We start from the raw sequence: 18,191 nt of genomic DNA, 5'->3' as shown, positions 1-18,191 counted from the left end.
CTTTTCACTGCCGTCATCACGTGACAAGGTTCGCTAATGCCAATGTTGCCGGCGTCCAGATGGCGCGGAGGTGGATGGTCACTACCAAAGCTTGAGGGGGCGTCGAAAGCCTGGAGCTTGGCTTTTGGTGTGATCTTTTCAATCGAACTTGGAGGACGCTTGAAAGAACGTACCCCAACGTTCCATGCTGTACTTCGCATGTGTGGTCTGTTCACTGACGCAGCCGCTGCTGCTGCACAAAGAGTTGCTTCGCAGGTTGGTCCACATCGCCCAATAGCGGGCACCGACGCCGACGCTGAAGTTCCTGGTGATGAAGTAGGACAAGACGCCTTCAACTTGGACACCTCGGCCCCCATTGCCCCGTTGTTCATCAAACATGGTCGCGTCGCGCAAGAGATGATTGTCACGCCCTTGAAATCGGTCCAGGGCAGGTAAGCGACGTCAGTGTTCAACCGCCAACGCTCGATGAGCATGGTTTCGGCGCTTAGGCCGACACGAGGCGCATCCACTGAGTATTCTGGCTGCCAACGACCGTGTCGTCATCCGGCGCGCCAAGCATGGAACCGGGGCAGCTATCTGTACACCCCCCTCGAGTCGGAGCTCTGCTCGTAGTAGGTCCAGCCGATAAATCCTCCGACCTTGTAGTTGGCAGCGCGCAGGAAATCGTAACCGGCATCGGCCGTGGAGTACGTGAACCTCCCGTTTGCCTCGCCTGAGATCGTGTTGCGATAGGGCGGGATGCCCCAATCTTCATCGTTCATGTTTCCTTTGTTGAAGCGCCCAGTGCCAACTGGTGCTCTTCAGGAACAGTGGCAGCTGCAAGGATTCCTGCACTGTCCGCACCGAGACACGTGCCAAGATGACTGGATCCGATTCACCCTCTGCGGCCAGAGTCAAGACCTTCGGCAAGGCATGCCTTCAATGAAGAGGTCCGCCTCGGTTCGGGCACCATCCGGACGGCATCGTCCAGAACACGTCCTAGCTCAGTACGCACTTTGTTTTGCGACGGTTTGTAGGCCCCATGATGCTACTCTACAAAATAGAACCTGTTCGTGCCGGCTCCGACTACCAGCCAATACTTCCGAAAAATGCAGTCCGGCATCTTTGGCGCGTCCCTCGGGTGAGTGTGGCAGTCGGGCTGGCGCGTCAGCTTGTCGACAGCTGATCCTAATAGAGCAAGAACTAGAGAGGACACTACCTGCTCAGGATTGCGAACCGACTCAAATCCGGAGGGAACATGGACCCATTTAACAGCATCAACCCATTCGACCGAGATCTCGCTGCTTACAACGTCGCGGTGCCACAACCGCAACAGCAGCACGCGGACTTTGAGCCGTACCTGGATGAAGTGCCGCAGCTTGATACCACCGCCGTCGCAGGGGTTCCTGTTTCTCCAGATCGCCACTATCGTCATCTGTCTGACGAAGACCGTAGACTCACCGAGGCGTTGGAACTTGGGCACCATAGGGCCCGAGGTCCTCATCCCGAAGACGCATTCACCAGACGCGTCGGGGACGCCGCTGCGCAGCACAGTGCGCCGCGGGAAGCTTTGAATTGGCCGAAGGAGCTGACTGCGGAAGGTCACGATCAGGATCCGCTGCGAGGGATGATGGGCGAAGCCATCTTAGCATCGCCTCTCATGCCAACCGCGCGCGATCACCAGGCACCGGATCCCGGAGAAGCCGTTCGTCACTTCAACTGGAGCGACGGCTACCAGCCGGCTCCGAACGAACTGACCGGGAGCGCCTCCCTTTCAAGACATGAGATCCTCATGGGTGAGGATTACACCGGGCAGTTGAGGCCTGCGAAGAGGCAGAGGACGCTAAGCCAGCCGGAAGGGAATGCCATTGGGCGCCAGCTGAGCGAGCCCGGCAATTCAGTCGCGCTCGTGCTGATGGAAGACGCCGGCGCACCGTCGCCTTTCGGGCCAGCGGTCGGTTCGCCGTTAGTCCTTCCTGCGGAAGGTTACGATCAGGATCTGCTGTGGGCGATGAACGACGCCGGCCCATCGTCGTCTCTCGAGCCAACCGCGCGCCATCACGAAGCGCTGGATTTAGGAGAGGCCGTTCGTCCCTTCAACTCGGGGCACGGCGACCAGCACGCGACGGCTGCGCTTGACGGTAGCAGCGTCCCGCCGAGCCAGGACAGCCGACCCGCCCGCTTCGTGGTTCACAATGAGCGCTACACGGCGCTGTTCGTGCCCGCGGCGGCGATGAGGCGAAGCACCGCACTCAATCCGCCAAGCGCTGCCGTTCGTCTCGGATCTCGACCGGAGAACGTTCCGCAGCCCAGCGCGCAGCCGGCGAATCGGGCCTCGCCAGCGAGGCTTGCACGGTCAATGGAGCAAGCCGCTCCGGCGTCCGCCAGGGCTGAGACGACGTCCCCCGCAGCCCGCGAGATTTATGCTGCAACATTCGCCGCTCCCGAGGACTTTTCGCACGGCACCCAACCCGCCCCGTACACGATGCTCTCGAAGCTCGCCCGCTGGGGCCTCTTGCCGGACGCGGCGCAGCCGATAAAGCACTACGACATTCGCGGCGAGCTCTACACCGCCCTCGCAGGGCCGGGAGGGCCCAATGACATTCGGCTCATCCATCACCCTTGAGTGTAGACACCGAGGGACACTCCCGACGCTAGGAGCGTCCAGATAGCTCTGGTATCGGGCTTGTTAATGGATGATAACTTGCTCCAGCGACTCTAGCGAGCTTGGCGAGGTTGTGGGCGGTACAGATGAGGGCCTATTCGGCGTTCGCTTTCTCCATGACGCGCAATAGGAATTGCCGGAACCCGCGCGCCTGCTTGATCTGTCCGAAGATCGGCTCGACGATTTGCTTCCTGAGCCGATAACGGTTTCGCCACCTGAGCGCCTGCATGAGGAGATTACCGCCGACTACAACGACATGATTTAGGGGGCGACTCGCGAGAAGATCGAGGCGCGGCACAAGGCTACGCGCGCGATAACGCGGCGCCGGCCTAAATCTACTCAAACCCCAAAACGAATGTCTGTCGCAGCATCGCTATGACAGCCTTGGCTTTGTTCATGTTCGAGGTACGGATCAACCTGCGATGACCCGAATAGCGCGAGCGCCGCAATCCCTAACGTCTTGATCATGGGCGGCCCCAGAAGGAGACCGCCGACCGAACTGTCAGTTGTAAGACATTAGATTGCTATCGTGTCGCACTTGGCCACAATGGCGAAAGGCTGAGGGGGACTGGTGATGAAGCTGTTAAACGCGGAGCCATTAGAATTGGCTCGCCGGCGCGAATCGTCGAGGGATTTCGGACTTCCTGCCGGCCAAAATTGACGATCGCAGCGACAATCTTTCACCTTAACTGATAGTGCAAGCCTTCCCGGGCGATGCGGTCGGCACCGGCCCACTTCTCTTCACTACAAGACACAGCGACGCCGACAGGGGTCATGGGCGCGGCTGGACTCCGGCGAGGTGATCAATTTCACGAGGCGTTTGCATGCCCCTCTCTGCGGCAGTGGGATACGACGAACGCGGCATCGAAAGATGCCTCGGCCAGTGCCACAGGCTGTGCAGTGCGTTTGTTGCCTGAAAATTCAGTGTTCCGATTCAGGAATAAAAAGCGCGGGGCGTGTTTTCCTGACATGAGTGTCGTCTTTTCTTGGGACACCGGGCGCGATTTCGTAACAGGTCGATTTAGGAGGAACTATTGAGCCACGAATTACCTCCGCAACAGTACAGGTTCCTCGTTCGAATAGGGACCACCGGCTGGATGGTCTATGATCGACAACGCAAGGGGCCCGCGCTGTTAAAGGATCACAGCTTGGCCGAGAAGCAATCCAAGGAACAGGCCGAACGAATAAGGCAGGCACTGGTTGATGGTTCGATTAATTGATGACCATGATCCCTTGAGGTGAGCCTTTCCGTCGGCCAGTGCAGTATTTGAGGGAGCGGTTTCCTGAGCCCTCGCTTTCTCGGGTTTCGCGTGAAAATCGCCACTGGCGAATATTGGAGCGTGTCATAGCTGATCTCGGACAACGTTCGTTTTCGACTGAGGCCTTTCAGCGCATGAAGGACAACTTGCTCGCACATGTCGGCGAATATGACATGCCCCGATTTCATCGAGGTCTGCCCTTGTGACGCAAAATGGCGACATCACGATAATCAGGTGATTGTCTTCAGATCGAACGCCGCAACGGTTCCGGCTAAAGATAAGCACCATCGCCCGGCGGTTGTCATTCCGCTTGAAGCGCGTGTTGCATGCGGATGCCAATCAACGACTTCATCTTTAGCATCATGAATTGAAATCATCCTGACAGAAGGAGGCCTTGAACGCAGCTTGCAGCGTGTCTGCCGACAAAGGCGCAATCCAGGGCAGTCGTCCTAACCACCGCACCCGTCCAATCTCGCAAATTGCTGCCACAGCGTCCGAATTCTTTTCGCCAACGAAAGCGATCCCAAGAATGACGATCTGGCGCCTTCGGAGCGCATCTATGGACAGCAGTGAACAATTGATCGTACTCAGGGTTGTGCTCGCGCAGAGCACGACAGGTAGTCGCCACCGCTCCAAGAGGTCAATGTAAAGCGAGCCGCAATTCAGCGGCTCCATTAGTCCGCCGGTACCCTCGATCACGAGCGGCTGCCCTCCGGTGTCCGGTACGTCCAGCGAATCCGGTTTGATACGAACCTCGTCAATCCCCGAGGAACTGTGGTGCCAAGCGGCCGTTTGCAGTCGGTAACGCTCAGGCACGATGCGATCCGGCGGAAGACTGCCAAGCCGAGCGACCCGCTCGGTATCGGTTTCTCCTTCGAGGCCGGCCTGAATCGGTTTCCAAAACTTCGCACCGAGGAGATTGACGAGTCCTGCGCAGAACACCGTCTTTCCGATGCCGGCGCCAGTAGCGGTCACCACAATCTGCTTCTGGCTCATTGAGTTTGGCCTCTTGTCTCCTCCTGCAGTTGTACGCAACTCACCCTCCACGATTTCAGTATCAGTTCACAAATATACGCCAGTCGGGAGTACCCACCTCGCGCCTGGGAAGATCGGCAGTCAACGTTCCGCGTACGACCTGGCCTTCCAGGCGCGTCGAGCAAAACTCTGCTCAGCTCCCTTACGACCATTTTTTACTCTCTCAAAGCAAAGTAGCGGTCGCTCAATCTATGCGACTCACGGATGGCCTTCGTTGCCGATGCCCCTGGCCTGAAAGGGCCTGTTCCGCCTGGCCAACTGATAGATTGAATTATAGAGTTTCGCGCGCGGACCATCGCGCTTCCCTAAGTTGCGTGTCATGCGTTGTGACAGGTTGAGATTGTTTTCGGCGCACAAATACTGTCCGGATCGGACGAAGGCATTCACCTGCGGCACGATGTATCCTAATAGATGCAGAACCGTACGTTTCGGACCCCAGATCTACGAGAGGTGCCTGAGTTCAATCGATATGGGCTGTTGAGATAGTGCTGAATCGTCTTGTCGGGAAACACTGATCGACGGTATCACCCGCAACGAAGTATTGCGGGTTCTCGAGTTTTGCACGCGGATTCATCGAGCCGCCGAGCCAGAATATGCCACATTCAGATCATTTTGGACACCGAGCAACTCACACGTCTTGCTCAATTGGAAATTCTGCGAGTCTCTGCTGTTGCGAGCCTCTGCTGCAAGGCCGAGCGTCACACGAGCGCCCCCTTGCCATCAACGACGTTCCAGCATTGCATTGCGTTGCGCCGCTCCCCGAGGTAAGGACGCGGCCAAGTTGAGGCGTCACCTTTGCGGCCACCATGATCCGTCACATCGTCTTCTTCACAGCCAGGGATGAGGCCTGTATCGACCAAATCGTCAAAGGTCTATCGGTTCTCACCTCAATCCCATATGCACGCCGGCTCGAGATTGCGCGCAACCGCAAGAGCGATCAGCTCGGCAATGACATCGACGTCGTGGTGTACGGGGAGTTTGCTAGCGAGACGGATCTCGCTGCGTACAAAACGCACAATTTGTATCGAGAAGCGATCAGATGCGTACGGCCACTTCGGGAGTTGCGCTTTGCCGCTGACTATGAGCTGTCAACAGATGTGCATTTCGCGGGAACGGCAGGGCTAACGCAAGTCGCTCGGCGTAGCGGATCAGCTGGCGGTGAGTAGCTTGATGATCAGCCGCAGGGTCTTGTACGCTCGGGCGGAAACAACCCTCCTTCGGAGCGGCATCACGGCGGCGCAGGCCTCCCAACCTGCCGGTCGTCGGTAACAGATAGCCTATGCACGTCCGCGAGTTGCAGTGGATTGAACCTGTCAAGGCGCTGCGGTGCCTTGCGCCGTGGCCGCAGCTTACCTTTCTCGATAGCGCGGCAGGGCATGAGCTGCTTGGGCGTTACTCATATCTGGCCTGCGAGCCGTTCGGCACCTATTTGGTCGCAGATGGACAGGCAAGTTGGAATGGAGTGGCACTTACAGGCGATCCATGGGAGGTCCTCCGCGGCCTTCTTGCGAGATACAAAGAAGCGCATCGCCCCGATCTCCCCCCATTCCAGGGCGGCGCAGCCGGCTTCCTTGCTTACGATCTGAACCGAACACTGGAGCAGCTGCAGCCGCCGTCAATTCACGGCCTCCGGTTGCCTCAATCAATCCTGCATTTTTACGATGTGGTCGTCAGCTTCGATCACCGGCACCACAGGTGCTGGATCGTCTCGACCGGATGGCCCGAACAGGACCCAACCCGACGAGCCGATCGCGCGCGTCGTCGCGCCGACGAGTTTGCAGCACTGCTCGCCAGGCCAAAGTCGCCGCGGAACATAATCCCCAGCACGGCGGGCGCTTGGCATTCTAACTATAGCCGTGAACGCTTTATCGCAGCGGTCCAGCGCGTCGTCGGCTTGATCCTGGCAGGAGATATATTCCAGGCCAACATCGCGCAACGCTTCAGTGCCAGGGTTTCGCCCCTGTTCGATCCGCTCACCTTTTATTGCCAGCTCCGGACTCTGAACCCGGCACCGTTTGCAGCTCTCTTGCGCTACGATAAGCTGACGATCGCATCAAGCTCTCCTGAGAGATTTCTAAAACTTGACGAACGGCAAGTCGAAACGCGCCCGATCAAGGGCACATTCGCGCGTTCCGCCGATTCCGCGGAAGATGGGCGGCGTGCCGAACTCCTTCTTGCGTCCGAGAAGGATCGTGCCGAGAACATTATGATTGTCGACCTGCTGCGCAACGATCTGTCACGCGTTTGTACCGACAATTCGGTCGATGTTACCGCACTGTGCAACCTAGAATCCTATGCATCGGTGCACCATCTCGTTTCGATTGTCAGGGGCGCACTTGCTGAAGACAAGGACGCCGTCAGTTTGCTTCGCGCCTGCTTTCCGGGCGGCTCCGTTACCGGCGTTCCGAAGGTGCGAGCAATGGAGATTATTGCGGACATCGAGGGAGTGGCGCGAGAGGTCTATTGCGGCGCGATCGGTTTCATTGGATTCAATGGACAGATGGACACGAACATTGCGATCCGCACTGTGATGATCGACGACGACCTAGCTGTCTTTCATGCAGGGGCTGGGATAACGGCGATGTCGGATCCTGAAGCCGAGTACGAGGAGACGCTTGCCAAGGCACAGCGACTCTTCGCCGCCTTTGGTGCCGATCTATCTGGTGCATTTTGATTCTGATCATCGACAATTACGACTCATTCGTGTTCAATATCGCGCGATATTTCCGCGCGCTCGGTGAAGAGACGCAAGTCGTCCGGAATGACGCGATGAGCTTCACCGATCTCCTCGCGCTCCAGGCGCGTGCAATCGTGATCTCTCCCGGACCTTGCACGCCAATGGAGGCCGGCATATCCACTGCCGTTGTCCGCGAACTATCGGGTCGCATTCCAATTCTTGGCATCTGTCTTGGGCACCAGTGTATTGGGAGCGTTTTCGGCGGTCGCGTGGTACGCGCGCGTTGTCCGATGCACGGTCGAGCCTCACACATAACTCATGACGGCCGAGGGTTGTTCAAGCAAGTCCCGTCTCCACTTTCTGTTGGACGCTATCATTCTCTGGCGGTTGAACTAGAGGAGTCAGACGCGCAGCATCTCGTGGTGACAGCCCGCTCAAATGAAGGTGAGATCATGGCTTTGGCACATCGGCATCAACCGACCTATGGACTGCAATTCCACCCGGAGTCAGTACTTACTCAACAAGGTCACGTGCTGCTCATGAATTTCCTGCGATTGGCAGAGAGCTTCCGAGCGTGAGATCGGCGACTTCGTCCCAAACGTGGCAGCACGGTCCATAGAAGGGGCGGCAAGCTGCAAACTTGACGGATCTAACTCGGCACTCCGTGCGAAACAGCTCTGACCTGTTGAAGGTGTGACGAGAGAGCGCGAAAAAGCTCGATTTGTACGCTTTGTACGCAACTTTTTCTTTAAATTCAGGCTCAATTGAATTACTGGAAGCCAGCAATGCGTAGCTTTCCTCGCATTACCTCCATTCGATGAGTAGGCGGATCATCGTCTAGCCCATCGCAAAATGTCTATTTGAGATCCGCCAAGAAGTTGGTGGTGCCTTGCGGTAGTCTCGCTACCGCTGCCCTGACGGGCGTTTCCTCCCTTGACTTGGCCGCCGGTCCTATAGGATCGGCGGTTCTTCTCGGTGGCAGGTCAAACGTTCTCATGAAGCAGGACTCATAAGATCAATTTGCACTTGCGGGACGCCGTTTCCTGCGCGCCGCGGATATCGCGCAACAACGCGACCGGGTCGAGAACGGCATGTATTTCTTGGAGATGGGCACGAACCGAGCGGGGCGTGTCGGCGGCTAAGCGCTGGTGTGGTGTCGCCGGCGCACGGTATGTCTTGCGCACACGCGCATCGTCGCGCTGCCCGGCTATCAATTGAACGAGGATTGGAAGACGTGCACGAACAGCCTCCGCGATCGATAGTGTTCAGCCAGCAGCACTTCCAGGCTCTCGAACCGACGATAGCCGACCATTCTGCGCACGACGGCGCCGTTCTTCTGCTCGACGAACGGCTGGTCATTCTTTCGGTAGGGCCGGCAACGCGTGAAAACGATGTTGGCCACCTCGCAGTGGGCGTTCAGCGTCTCAATCATGAACACGGTATCATTGTCAGTATCGAGGCCGAGCAGCGCAAAAGGCAATGGTTTGCGCAATTCCGTCAGCACCATGCTCAATAGCGCCTGTTCGCGCCACGATCAGAGCAGCGCACTCTGTCCAGCCGGTAGCACTGTCGGTGAGCACGAGGGTCAGGATGAAGCTGCCGGGCAGATGGACCGCTATGTGCTACAAGGTCGGCCTCGAATCCGGGCGCCGGATCATTCCAATCTGCCGACGTCCGTATTGGAACACTGCGACGCAACGAGTGCGTCGCGTGCCGCCGGCGCTTGCGACCTGATTCTTCTTGGATCCGCACTAATGTGCGGTCGATCGTCGCAGCGCTCATCGCCAAAAGTTTGGCGCCGATCTGGGGGGCAAGGTCGAGGTGGCCGTGCCGTTCCATAGCCTCAATCAGCGCAGGCAGTAATGCCTTCAGCCGCTTCCCGCAGATCCGGCCTGTCGCCTCCCACTTGCATAACCTGCCGGCCGCGATCAGAAGTCGGCGCGGTCCCTCGCGGATCGCGCCGACGCGGGGATCGTAACTCCGGTCGGGCTACGCCCTCCCTACGTCACGAGCCCGGCGAAACTCTCTCACCTTGCTTGATTGACGCGCTCTTCCATCCTGATCGCCGCGCGACAGGCTGACAAGCCTCCCGTGGTGCGCGTTCTCTTCTCCAAGCTCCATCCTTTTGGGAGATGGAGCCTGGAGGGCTCGGTGCTGGGCAGGCAATCCTCCGAGCCGATCCGGAGGCAGGAAAGCTGCCACCGAACGGCACTACGCCGGAAGACAACCAGCTCACGAGATCCCCAGTCGAGCGATCTGCGCCGACACGTGCTCCGGATCGGGAAGGGGAGGCCACGGATGGCGGCCAGCGGCGTCGCTCAACAAGGACCTACAGAACGCAGGGGTGAGCTTGCCGCGGTGGATCACGACTTTCTCGTGCCCCTCGGCGGCTCGAGCGCTCTGCCAGTGCTGATTGTAGCCGCGCTGTTCGTTAGACTTCACGTGGCAAGCGGCGAAACCGCGATCGCCCAGCGTTGCTAATTGCCAGGCATGTACCGGCTGCTTGGTATGGATGTGCACCCACATCGGGCTTGGCGTCGCACCATTGCGCAGCGCCTTGGGCTGCACCCTGATCTCGAACAGCGTCCCTGGCTCTCCCTTCAAGGCACGTGGTGGATCCACTGACGCCAGCTCCCCCGCCGCCCGCAACTGTTCAAGGTATTTTTGCGATGGAAACGCATAGGTCTTCATGCAATCGCTCGTGATTGCTGCCTTTTGCGCGTTTAATGAGTTTGCCTGCCCCTGCACCTCGGACCACATCGCCTTGAGCCGTACAATTTTATCGTGCACTTCGGGCAGTTGCGCAGGCGTGAGCAGGCCACGTCGTCGAGGCTCCTCCAGCGCGGCTGCACATGCCTCAATCTCGGAGGCCTGCGTCTGCAAGCGCTTAATGACGCGATCCAAGACGTGTTCGGCGTCCTCGGGCTTCATCTGGCGCGCTTGCGAGACGGCGCTTTGCTGAGCCGACAGATCGAACTGCAGCAGCTCGTCCAATCGCTCAAGTAATCCCGCCAGCGCTTTCCTGGAGGGCGGAGCCTGCCACATCTGGAGGTGCTCGGTCGCGGAGGATAACGCGCGTGCCTCGTCCGCGGTCGCGAGTTTCTTGGTGCCGAGATCCGAGAGTACGATAACCTTGCCCGTCCGGACCGTGGCGGCATTGGGCTTGGCGAGTTGCGGCCCCGCCGGGCGGGCCGTCGAACTCCCCTCGCCTGCGGCCGCTGCGCGCCTTCCTTTTCCCCTTCTGCGCGCTGGACTATCTTCGCCGACGACGGCAGTATTTTCCGGCAGCCCAGCCCAAGCCGGCGGTTCAATCGTGGCTATCGTCTTCGGCTGCAATGCCAGCAGCCGCATGACGTCGTTCGCCGTAACCCACGCGCCTTCCACGATCTCGTCCAGCAACTGCAACGGGAGGTCGGCTCGCGTTCTGGCCTCCCTCAGGCTGGCAACGATGCCGCTCAGTCCTGACGCAAATTCCGAAAGGCGCTCCATGACTCCTTCCAGAACGGCGCGGTGCTCTGCGTCGAGGGCCGCTCCATCGCTCTTCAGAACGGCGCCGTGCGTCGAGACGAATGCCGGAAAAACATCTTCGATGAAGGTCCCGAGCAGACGCACTCGCCCGCTCTCGTCCATGAGGGCGCCGCGCAGATCTGGTTCGAACGTGCTCGCTTGCGAGTTAATCAAGAGCTCCGCGAGAGCTATCCGCGATTGCAGATACATGCACTTCGTATTGAGCGCCCAGCCGGTATGCAGCCTTAGTGCGGCCTCTTCGGCCTTCCGCATCTCGGGCGTGCTACATGGCAACTTGGCAGTAGCTGCGCAGACTGACTGCATCCGCTCCGAGCGCAATGCCTTCTTTCCCCACCACTCCATGCAGGCGACATAGTGGTCCGCCACGCCTGCAACCACGCGGCTCAGCTGGGCGGGCGAAGCGGTGTCTTTCATGTTGTCGAGCAGGCGTGCTGCTTTCTTTCTGTTCTTCTCCAACTCGTCGAGAATCTGCTTGGCCAAGTGGTCACATTCGTGGGCCGCGTTCAGCGTGTCATAGCGGAGCTGGCGAGCCCGATCGTCCGGCAGAATGCGGCGCGCCAGAGCTGGGGGCAGATTCGCGTAGTACTCCAGAACTGCTGAGCCTGCTTTAACCACTTGATCGATCAGCTCTTGCGCCTCGGGCAAGTTCCGGGCGCGCCTGGCCGCTTGACGACAAGTTTTAAGCTGCTCGAGCAGGCTGTCCAAGTTTTCCTCTGCTGCCTTGATCTCGTCCCGCGTTGGCGCCGCCACATCCAAAGCTGGTGGCTGGTTCGCGAGCGCCGCGGTTCTATCTTGAGGCCCGGAGCGCATCCGCTCCACGACGGCGTCGAAGGATTGACTGCGTTCCCCAGGCAACAGGCCGGACTCCGCGCTCGAACTGCTCAATTCCCCGGTGCTGTCGGCTCGTGCAGCCCCAACGCGCGATGTGCCAGCTCGGCCAATGCCCGTCATATTTTATCTCCGATAAAGTCGAGAATGCTCAGCCTATCTGGATAGACCGCCTGGCTGACCAGTAGCTGACCAAGAGAGTTCTTCCGGATGCGCAAGAAAGCCGATATCGCCTTGGGTCCCATTTCCATCGCAGCTCCTGTGTTGCTGAAGACAGCGATGCGGGATAGCTGCGTCAGTTGCGGCATAATCCGCTGAGACGTGACCGCGGCCTGACGTGCCCCGGTCAAGATCTGCGCTCTGGATTGACAGTACCGTCCGCGAGGCGATCCGTAAGGGTCCTGCCCCTATGCCGGGTACGGCGTCTGGTGAGGTCCTCACCAGCTTTCAAACCCACATTTCCAGCCGCTCCGATTTCGGCGCCGAATTCGATAACGGTCAGTCTGGAAAGTCCGCGCCAGATGACGACATTTCCGGGTGGCGGATCGGCGGCCCTGGCCAGGTAGCGACCCAATCGTTCAAGTTTGGTCAAGTAGAATGCGAGGGTTCCAGGGCGACATCGTCGATTGCCGACGTCGCTGATGAGTTCATCGAGCAATGCGATCTCGTTGTCCGTCAAGGCCATCTTCGGTGACGCGTCCGGGCCGCGCGATTGAGCATGGTGAGCCAGAGGACGCGCCAACTGAGAATGCAGAAGACCGCCATCAGATTAGCGAGGCGGTCCGCGTCCGCAGTTTTGAGTCTTCCGCCCGCCCTGCAGCCCGATTTCAAGATCTTGTGGAACATCTCGATTTTCCACCGCATGGCGCACCAGTTAATCTTCTCGATTGCCTCGGAGCGTCTACGGACGGGTAGGTCCGTGATTAGCTTCGACTCAATAGGTTTCCGGCCCTTTGGCGCACCGCGCTCGCTTGCGAGGATTACCGTCAGGTCGAGGGCAGGATAGAGTTTTGCTTTCCGATCGGAGGCAAGACCGCAATCCGCTTGAACTTGATCTCCAGCACAGCTTTCGTCATCTCGCCCTTGTCGTCCCGCACGCCGATGTAATGCAGGCCCTTGACCGCTGGTCTCTTCCATCTCGGTCGCAATCGAATGGCCGTCATCGCCCGCCAGCCGATCGACGCAGGCGCGGACAAGCAAGTGAGCGCCAAGCTCTTGCGTCAGGCAATACAATTCGAAGATGTCGCTTTCGCGGTCGCCGATATGAATGCGCTTGCTTACCTGGCCGACGCGCTCACCAGCATCGTCAACGGCTATCCAAACAGCGAAATCGATCAGTTGCGTCTTTGGGCTTACTGCCGTCACGATCTTAAAGCCGTGGCCTGAGGACGACGCTCTGATGTCCGCTATCAAGGATAGAACGCAGAGGTTCGCCCGATCGTTGATCGGCTGTTGATACTGATGATCGCGCATGGGTGGAGGCGGAACCGAAGGACGTCGGTGATCAAGCTCTGATGCGCGGGTTGGCTACCGCATTCCCGATTGTGCGTCCGAGGTCTGCTCCGATCTTACTGCGGGCGTCGGCGTTCTTGCCGGCCACAAAGCGTCTGACGGGCATTCCCTCTACCGTGGTCCCGCCTCCGCCCATGCGCGATGATGAGAGGGCCTGATCAGGCTGATTGCACTTGCCTGGCGACCGCCCACATGAAGCCGACCAGTTCACGGGCGATAGCAGTGCAGACCACCGTCGTTCGCTTGCCGCGCGAAGCGAGCTTTCGGTAGCGAGCAGTCAGGCGGGTCTGCGCCTTCCATGCGATCTCTCGCACCGCTGGCGATGCCTGCTCGAGCCGGTATAGCTTTGTCTTTCCGATCTTCGGCGGGTGCCGATACGTCCCGGCGCTCTCGATCAACATGTGGCGAACGCGGCCGTTGCCGGCCTTAGTGATGCCGCCACGCCTGACCGTCTCCCCGGTCGATCGCTCGCCCGGCACCAGGCCGAGATAGCCCATGAGCTGACGTGAGGTCTCAAAACGGCTCACGTCACCAACCTCGGTGGCAAATGTCACCGCGACGATTAGATCGATGCCTCGCAGTGTTTGAAGCGCCCGCACGAGCGGCTCCAAGGACCAGGCCGAGACGAACTCTTCGATCGTGCGCTCCAGACGTTGGACCCGCTCCCTGGTGATGCGAACTGCTTCGACCATTTCTTGGAGCGCGATCTGATGCGCGGGATGATCGAACTGCTGTTCCTGAAGCCAACGCAGATAGCGCATCGTCCATCCCTTCTTGCGGGGATAGGTGCGGCCGTGCTTGAGCATGAAGGCGCTCACCTGTTGGCGGTGGACCCGCAGAGCCTCAACCGCCGCCGCTCGGGCGCGGACGAGATCGCGCATCGCTTCGTGGCTTTCATCGGGAACCCACACCGCCGTCAGCTCGCCGGCGCGCAGCAGCCGGGCGAGAGAAACAGCGTCCCGGCGGTTTGTCTTCACGCGATCGCCCGGTTTCCTCGGGATCAGCGACGGCGCAACCACGGTTCATTCATGGCCGAGCGACCGGATCAGGCGATAAAGGCCATAGCCCGTCGGACCGGCCTCGTAACAGAAATGCACACCACCAAACCGGTTGGCGATCCGTTCAACGACCCGGCGCATGCCGGTCGCCGACGCGTCGACCTCACCGAAGAAGCGAACCTCTCCTTCCCGGCCTGTTTCCGCGATCGCGATGGCGTTTTTCAGCTTCGCGACGTCGATTCCGACAAATGCTTCCCTATAATCTGCCACGGCTCGTCCTCCTGTGATGAGGATCGGCTCGGTACGCCCGAGTAACCCTCGGACGCGCAGTGTAGGGCGAGCCACCTCACCGGAAGAGGCGGACATACGGCCTTACGGTCTGATGGCAATGGCCGATTCCTGGATTGACCAACAGATCAGCGGCGGCGTGGTGGTGTTTGGGCTGTTGCCGGGGGGCGACGTTTTGTTTTTTGGGCGATGGCGGTGAGCGCGAAGTCGGATCGCGGCCATCATGGCGAAGGCGAGCATCACCAGGGACACGAAGAGGCTGACGACGAGCGTCTCCTGCGCGTGCCGCATTGCCTGAATGATCGCTCGTCAGATGTTTTCCCAAGGAAGCGGATTTCGATAGCGTAGCATACCAAGTATCATCCCTCTGCAGATCGACGGATCCGGCGTCCAGGCCGGCAGGGCTCGTATTGGTAATGTCCACTGGACTCAAACGCTTCACATGAGACTCGACAGCTGATGTCGCAGCTACAGCGAGAATGGCGGCTTCGCGTTGCGCAACATTTACTGTCGAACGCTAACAGCGCGATTGTCGGGTTTGAGCCCCAATGTCGCAAATTTGACGCGTACCTGGCGCGTGAAGAGCCTCATTTAAGCGGCACGCTGCTTGCTTCATTCGCGGCGCCATCACCGATGCCAGCGCGAAGGCGCTCGGTTGTGGATGGAGAAGCGCAGCGGAGTATTTGATGCGATCTGGATTTCTTTTTTGGGGAGCCACAACAATTGCGCTCGTCGCAAGCAGTGCCGCCAATTCGGCAGACCTTGAGCCAGAAGTGAAACTGCCGCCGGCGGTGTGGAACTGGACCGGAGGCTATATTGGCGGGCACGTCGGCGGCGGGTACGGCCGAACCTCCTTCAGCAATCCCTACGGTCCGTCAATCTATGGCGATGTCGTCGATACCCCAGTGTTCCTCGCAGGTGGCCAGATCGGTTACAATTGGCAGAACAAGGGCTGGGTCTTTGGTGTCGAACTCGATGTCAGCCGCGCTGTCTCCGACGGCACAAATACCTGCCTCGCTGCCTCCGGCTTTGTCGTGAGCGCAAACTGCAAGGCAGGTCCCAACGTTCTTGCCACCGGGACCGGCCGCATCGGTTACGCGTTTGGCGCGCTGGGCCACACGCTGGCCTATCTCAAGGGAGGCGTCGCTTGGCAGAACAATCAGGGCGACGTCCTCAATAATTACGAGTTTGGATTCTCACCGGAGAAGACCCATTTCGATTATGGTCGCCTCGGTGGCACCATCGGGCTGGGCGTCGAGCAAGCGCTTACGCCTGCATGGTCGGTCAAAGCTGAGTATGACTATCTACATTTCGGCGGGCCGAGGATCGACACACCTCCGACGGTGCAGTTTCCACCGTTTGCGATTCTGCCAGCGAACACAACGAGGCCCTCCAGCAGTTATCACGTCGGAAAGATCGGGTTGAATTACCATTTTGGCGCCGACCCTTGGACGGCGCAATGGGGCGACGCGCCGCTGTACGCGAAAGCACTCGCCGGTGCGCCGCCGGTCGCTTACTCGCCCGGTTGGGCGTTTGAAGGCGGATCGCGGCTCTGGCTCAGCCGCGGACAATTTCAATGGGACCACAGCGCAGTGCCCTATGGCCACCTCGACGACCCCAGCCGTCTCATCTCGAGGCTCACTTATTACGGATTGGACGGACTTTCCGGGGAATCATTTCTCCGTGTTGACAGCCCCTGGGGAGTATTCCTCAAGGGCAATATTGGGATCGGGCGCTTCAACAAAGGACACTCGAACGATGAAGATTGGGGTCTCGATACTGGGACCACATCAATGTCGTATACTAACACGATCTCGGGCCAAGCAAACGGAAGGTTCACTTATTACACGGCGGACCTAGGTTATGATTTCCTGCGCGGCGCCACCTACAAGGTCGGCGGATTCACGGGTTGGAGCTATTACGGCGAGAGCTCGGACTCGATAGGATGCATCAAGATCGTCAACCTACCGTGCCTGGCGCCAGGCGACAACACGAACGTTGGCAGCCAGGATACTCAATGGAATGCACCTCGTATCGGCCTAAGCGCCGAAACCATGCTCACCGAGCGTTGGCGCTTGAGCACGGACGTCGCTTACCTGCCGTGGACCGATTTCAAGGGGCGTGATTATCATCTCTTGCGCAACGAGACCGTGTTTGATGAACAACGGGGCAATGGGGGCCGAGGCGTCCAGGTTGAAGGCGTCTTGTCCTACTTCATCACCAGGAACTTCAGCGTCGGCGTCGGTGGCCGCTACTGGGCGATGTGGACCAACAAGCGGAGCAACTCTTTGTGCAGCAGCTATGGCTGCGTCGGTGATCCGACCGTACTTGCGAAGTATAGCATGGAGCGCTGGGGTACGTTCTTTCAGGCCTCCTACAACTTCAATTGAGGGGCCTCACAGCCAAGCTCCAACCTCGGGCAATGCAGTGACCGAACAAATCCGAAGACAAAGTGATTGCCTTAAGAGTCCAATCGGAGGTCGCTTAACGAAGATCGCAGCATCGATCAATGTTTCGCGCCACAGGGCTGCGTAGGTTCGGACGTCGACGGTTTGCTTCCCTCAATTCATCATGGGAGATAAAACCCAGCATGCGGAGCCTAACGGGGACGAGATCTTGGTCCAACATCCAAAGCTGAAGGCTATGAGAGCTATGCGGGGACGTGGGTGATGACGGGTTGAGATAGGCGGCGTTCAAGGCAGGTGTCGAGCCTGCCCTAACCTCTCAAGGAGAGCGATACGCATGAACGAGAAGTCAGCCGTCTGCGGTTGACGATCCACTGCCAGAAATTCTGCGGAACGGAGCCCGTGAGCTGCTCGCCCGGGCCGTCGAGATCGAGCTGCAGGAGCTCGAGTTAGTAGCTGGCCGCCTCTGCGACTCGCCCGGTTGCGCCGAGAGCGCGAATTCGTAGTTGCCGTGTCGCCCGCAGTTCCCGACATGTGTCAGGCAGGAGGTGCAAATGCGACGGGTGATTGGCATCTGCCACACTCAACCAAAAACGCCTTGCACGTGAAAAGGCTATCTCTGATCATTCGTGGTTTGGTGCGCGATCACCACTTCTCGCAGCGCTGGGGCAGCTTGTGGTCTTGTCCTGTTGCTGGATGACATTTTCGCAGATAATCTGGTCTAGTTTTTCTCAGCCGACCACGATCCCTGCTCACTGAACGTAGGGTCAAATACTGACGCGGGTGCTGGGCGCGGCTCTGTGTTGGGATGTTGGAAACTCGATGTGACAATCAAACTTCAGACGGTAACGACAGACACACCCAAAAGCTGAAGGTTACTGCCGGCGACGACCTTGGAATCCCAGAGGAAGGCGGAACTGCTCATGGCATAGCCCATCTGTGAAGCGCAGCTTCATGGCAATCACGTTGCCTGGAGCATTGTCTACCAAAGAATGCTTTCCGGTCCGGATGGACCTG

The 18,191-nt window shown here is 59.0% G+C and carries 13 protein-coding genes and 3 pseudogenes; 6 read left to right on the top strand and 10 right to left on the bottom strand.

Annotation, left to right across the window (positions count from 1 at the left end):
* Positions 1–200 (bottom strand): hypothetical protein (locus tag XI08_RS14195; RefSeq protein WP_271574839.1); only part of this gene is annotated, 200 nt, incomplete at its 3' end.
* A gap of 372 nt (positions 201–572) precedes the next feature.
* Complete coding sequence (locus XI08_RS14190) at positions 573–761, bottom strand: hypothetical protein (protein ID WP_271574838.1); 189 nt, start codon at positions 759–761, stop codon at positions 573–575.
* A 476-nt stretch (positions 762–1,237) separates the two neighbouring features.
* Here XI08_RS14190 and XI08_RS14185 point away from each other — a divergent pair, with 476 nt between their 5' ends.
* Entirely contained in the window at positions 1,238–2,605 is a 1,368-nt protein-coding gene (locus XI08_RS14185) for a hypothetical protein (RefSeq protein ID WP_271574837.1), read from the top strand.
* A gap of 133 nt (positions 2,606–2,738) precedes the next feature.
* Here XI08_RS14185 and XI08_RS14180 read toward each other — a convergent pair.
* Positions 2,739–2,855 (bottom strand): annotated as a pseudogene (locus tag XI08_RS14180) (transposase); the annotation flags it as partial.
* A gap of 1,408 nt (positions 2,856–4,263) precedes the next feature.
* Positions 4,264–4,899, bottom strand: a complete 636-nt coding sequence (locus tag XI08_RS14175; RefSeq protein ID WP_271574836.1) for a dethiobiotin synthase — start codon at positions 4,897–4,899, stop codon at positions 4,264–4,266.
* An 845-nt stretch (positions 4,900–5,744) separates the two neighbouring features.
* Here XI08_RS14175 and XI08_RS14170 point away from each other — a divergent pair.
* From XI08_RS14170 to XI08_RS14160, 3 genes are all read left to right on the top strand, one after another.
* Entirely contained in the window at positions 5,745–6,104 is a 360-nt protein-coding gene (locus XI08_RS14170) for a Dabb family protein (RefSeq protein WP_097669452.1), read from the top strand.
* A gap of 113 nt (positions 6,105–6,217) precedes the next feature.
* Positions 6,218–7,612 carry an aminodeoxychorismate synthase component I gene (gene pabB / locus XI08_RS14165; RefSeq protein ID WP_271574835.1) on the top strand — a complete coding sequence of 465 codons (1,395 nt, stop codon included), beginning with the start codon at positions 6,218–6,220 and terminating at the stop codon, positions 7,610–7,612.
* Positions 7,609–8,193 carry an anthranilate synthase component II gene (locus XI08_RS14160; RefSeq protein WP_271574834.1) on the top strand — a complete coding sequence of 195 codons (585 nt, stop codon included), beginning with the start codon at positions 7,609–7,611 and terminating at the stop codon, positions 8,191–8,193. Before pabB ends, XI08_RS14160 begins: the two co-directional genes overlap by 4 nt.
* 462 nt (positions 8,194–8,655) lie before the next feature.
* On the opposite strand, the pseudogene XI08_RS14155 reads toward XI08_RS14160, so the two are convergent.
* The 4 genes and pseudogenes from XI08_RS14155 to XI08_RS14140 all read right to left on the bottom strand — a co-directional run.
* A pseudogene (locus XI08_RS14155) lies at positions 8,656–9,520 on the bottom strand (ISNCY family transposase); the annotation flags it as partial.
* 327 nt (positions 9,521–9,847) lie between these two features.
* Complete coding sequence (locus XI08_RS14150; protein WP_271574833.1) at positions 9,848–12,094, bottom strand: hypothetical protein; 2,247 nt, start codon at positions 12,092–12,094, stop codon at positions 9,848–9,850.
* A complete protein-coding gene (locus XI08_RS14145) occupies positions 12,091–12,321 on the bottom strand; it encodes a hypothetical protein (RefSeq protein ID WP_161533299.1) in 231 nt (76 codons plus the stop codon). The genes XI08_RS14150 and XI08_RS14145 overlap by 4 nt, the downstream gene beginning before the upstream one ends.
* On the bottom strand, positions 12,318–12,650 hold the full coding sequence (locus tag XI08_RS14140) for a hypothetical protein (protein ID WP_143279382.1): 333 nt from the start codon (positions 12,648–12,650) through the stop codon (positions 12,318–12,320). The genes XI08_RS14145 and XI08_RS14140 overlap by 4 nt, the downstream gene beginning before the upstream one ends.
* A gap of 473 nt (positions 12,651–13,123) precedes the next feature.
* Here XI08_RS14140 and XI08_RS14135 point away from each other — a divergent pair, with 473 nt between their 5' ends.
* On the top strand, positions 13,124–13,357 hold the full coding sequence (locus XI08_RS14135) for a transposase domain-containing protein (RefSeq protein WP_161533297.1): 234 nt from the start codon (positions 13,124–13,126) through the stop codon (positions 13,355–13,357).
* Between the two features lie 284 nt (positions 13,358–13,641).
* Here the strand turns inward: XI08_RS14135 and XI08_RS14130 are convergent.
* Together XI08_RS14130 and XI08_RS14125 are read right to left on the bottom strand one after the other, a co-directional pair.
* Positions 13,642–14,751, bottom strand: a pseudogene (locus XI08_RS14130) (IS110 family transposase).
* Positions 14,752–14,853: 102 nt separating this feature from the next.
* Positions 14,854–15,060 carry a hypothetical protein gene (locus XI08_RS14125; protein ID WP_097669633.1) on the bottom strand — a complete coding sequence of 69 codons (207 nt, stop codon included), beginning with the start codon at positions 15,058–15,060 and terminating at the stop codon, positions 14,854–14,856.
* A 395-nt stretch (positions 15,061–15,455) separates the two neighbouring features.
* Here XI08_RS14125 and XI08_RS14120 point away from each other — a divergent pair, with 395 nt between their 5' ends.
* Positions 15,456–17,159 (top strand): outer membrane beta-barrel protein, encoded by a 1,704-nt coding sequence (locus tag XI08_RS14120; RefSeq protein ID WP_271574832.1) that lies wholly within the window; start codon positions 15,456–15,458, stop codon positions 17,157–17,159.
* Positions 17,160–18,191 lie beyond the last annotated feature (1,032 nt).

The organism is Bradyrhizobium sp. CCBAU 11361, assembly GCF_028128935.1.
In the GTDB taxonomy this organism is placed as follows: domain Bacteria; phylum Pseudomonadota; class Alphaproteobacteria; order Rhizobiales; family Xanthobacteraceae; genus Bradyrhizobium; species Bradyrhizobium niftali.
This window is presented reverse-complemented; position numbering and strand designations above follow the sequence as displayed.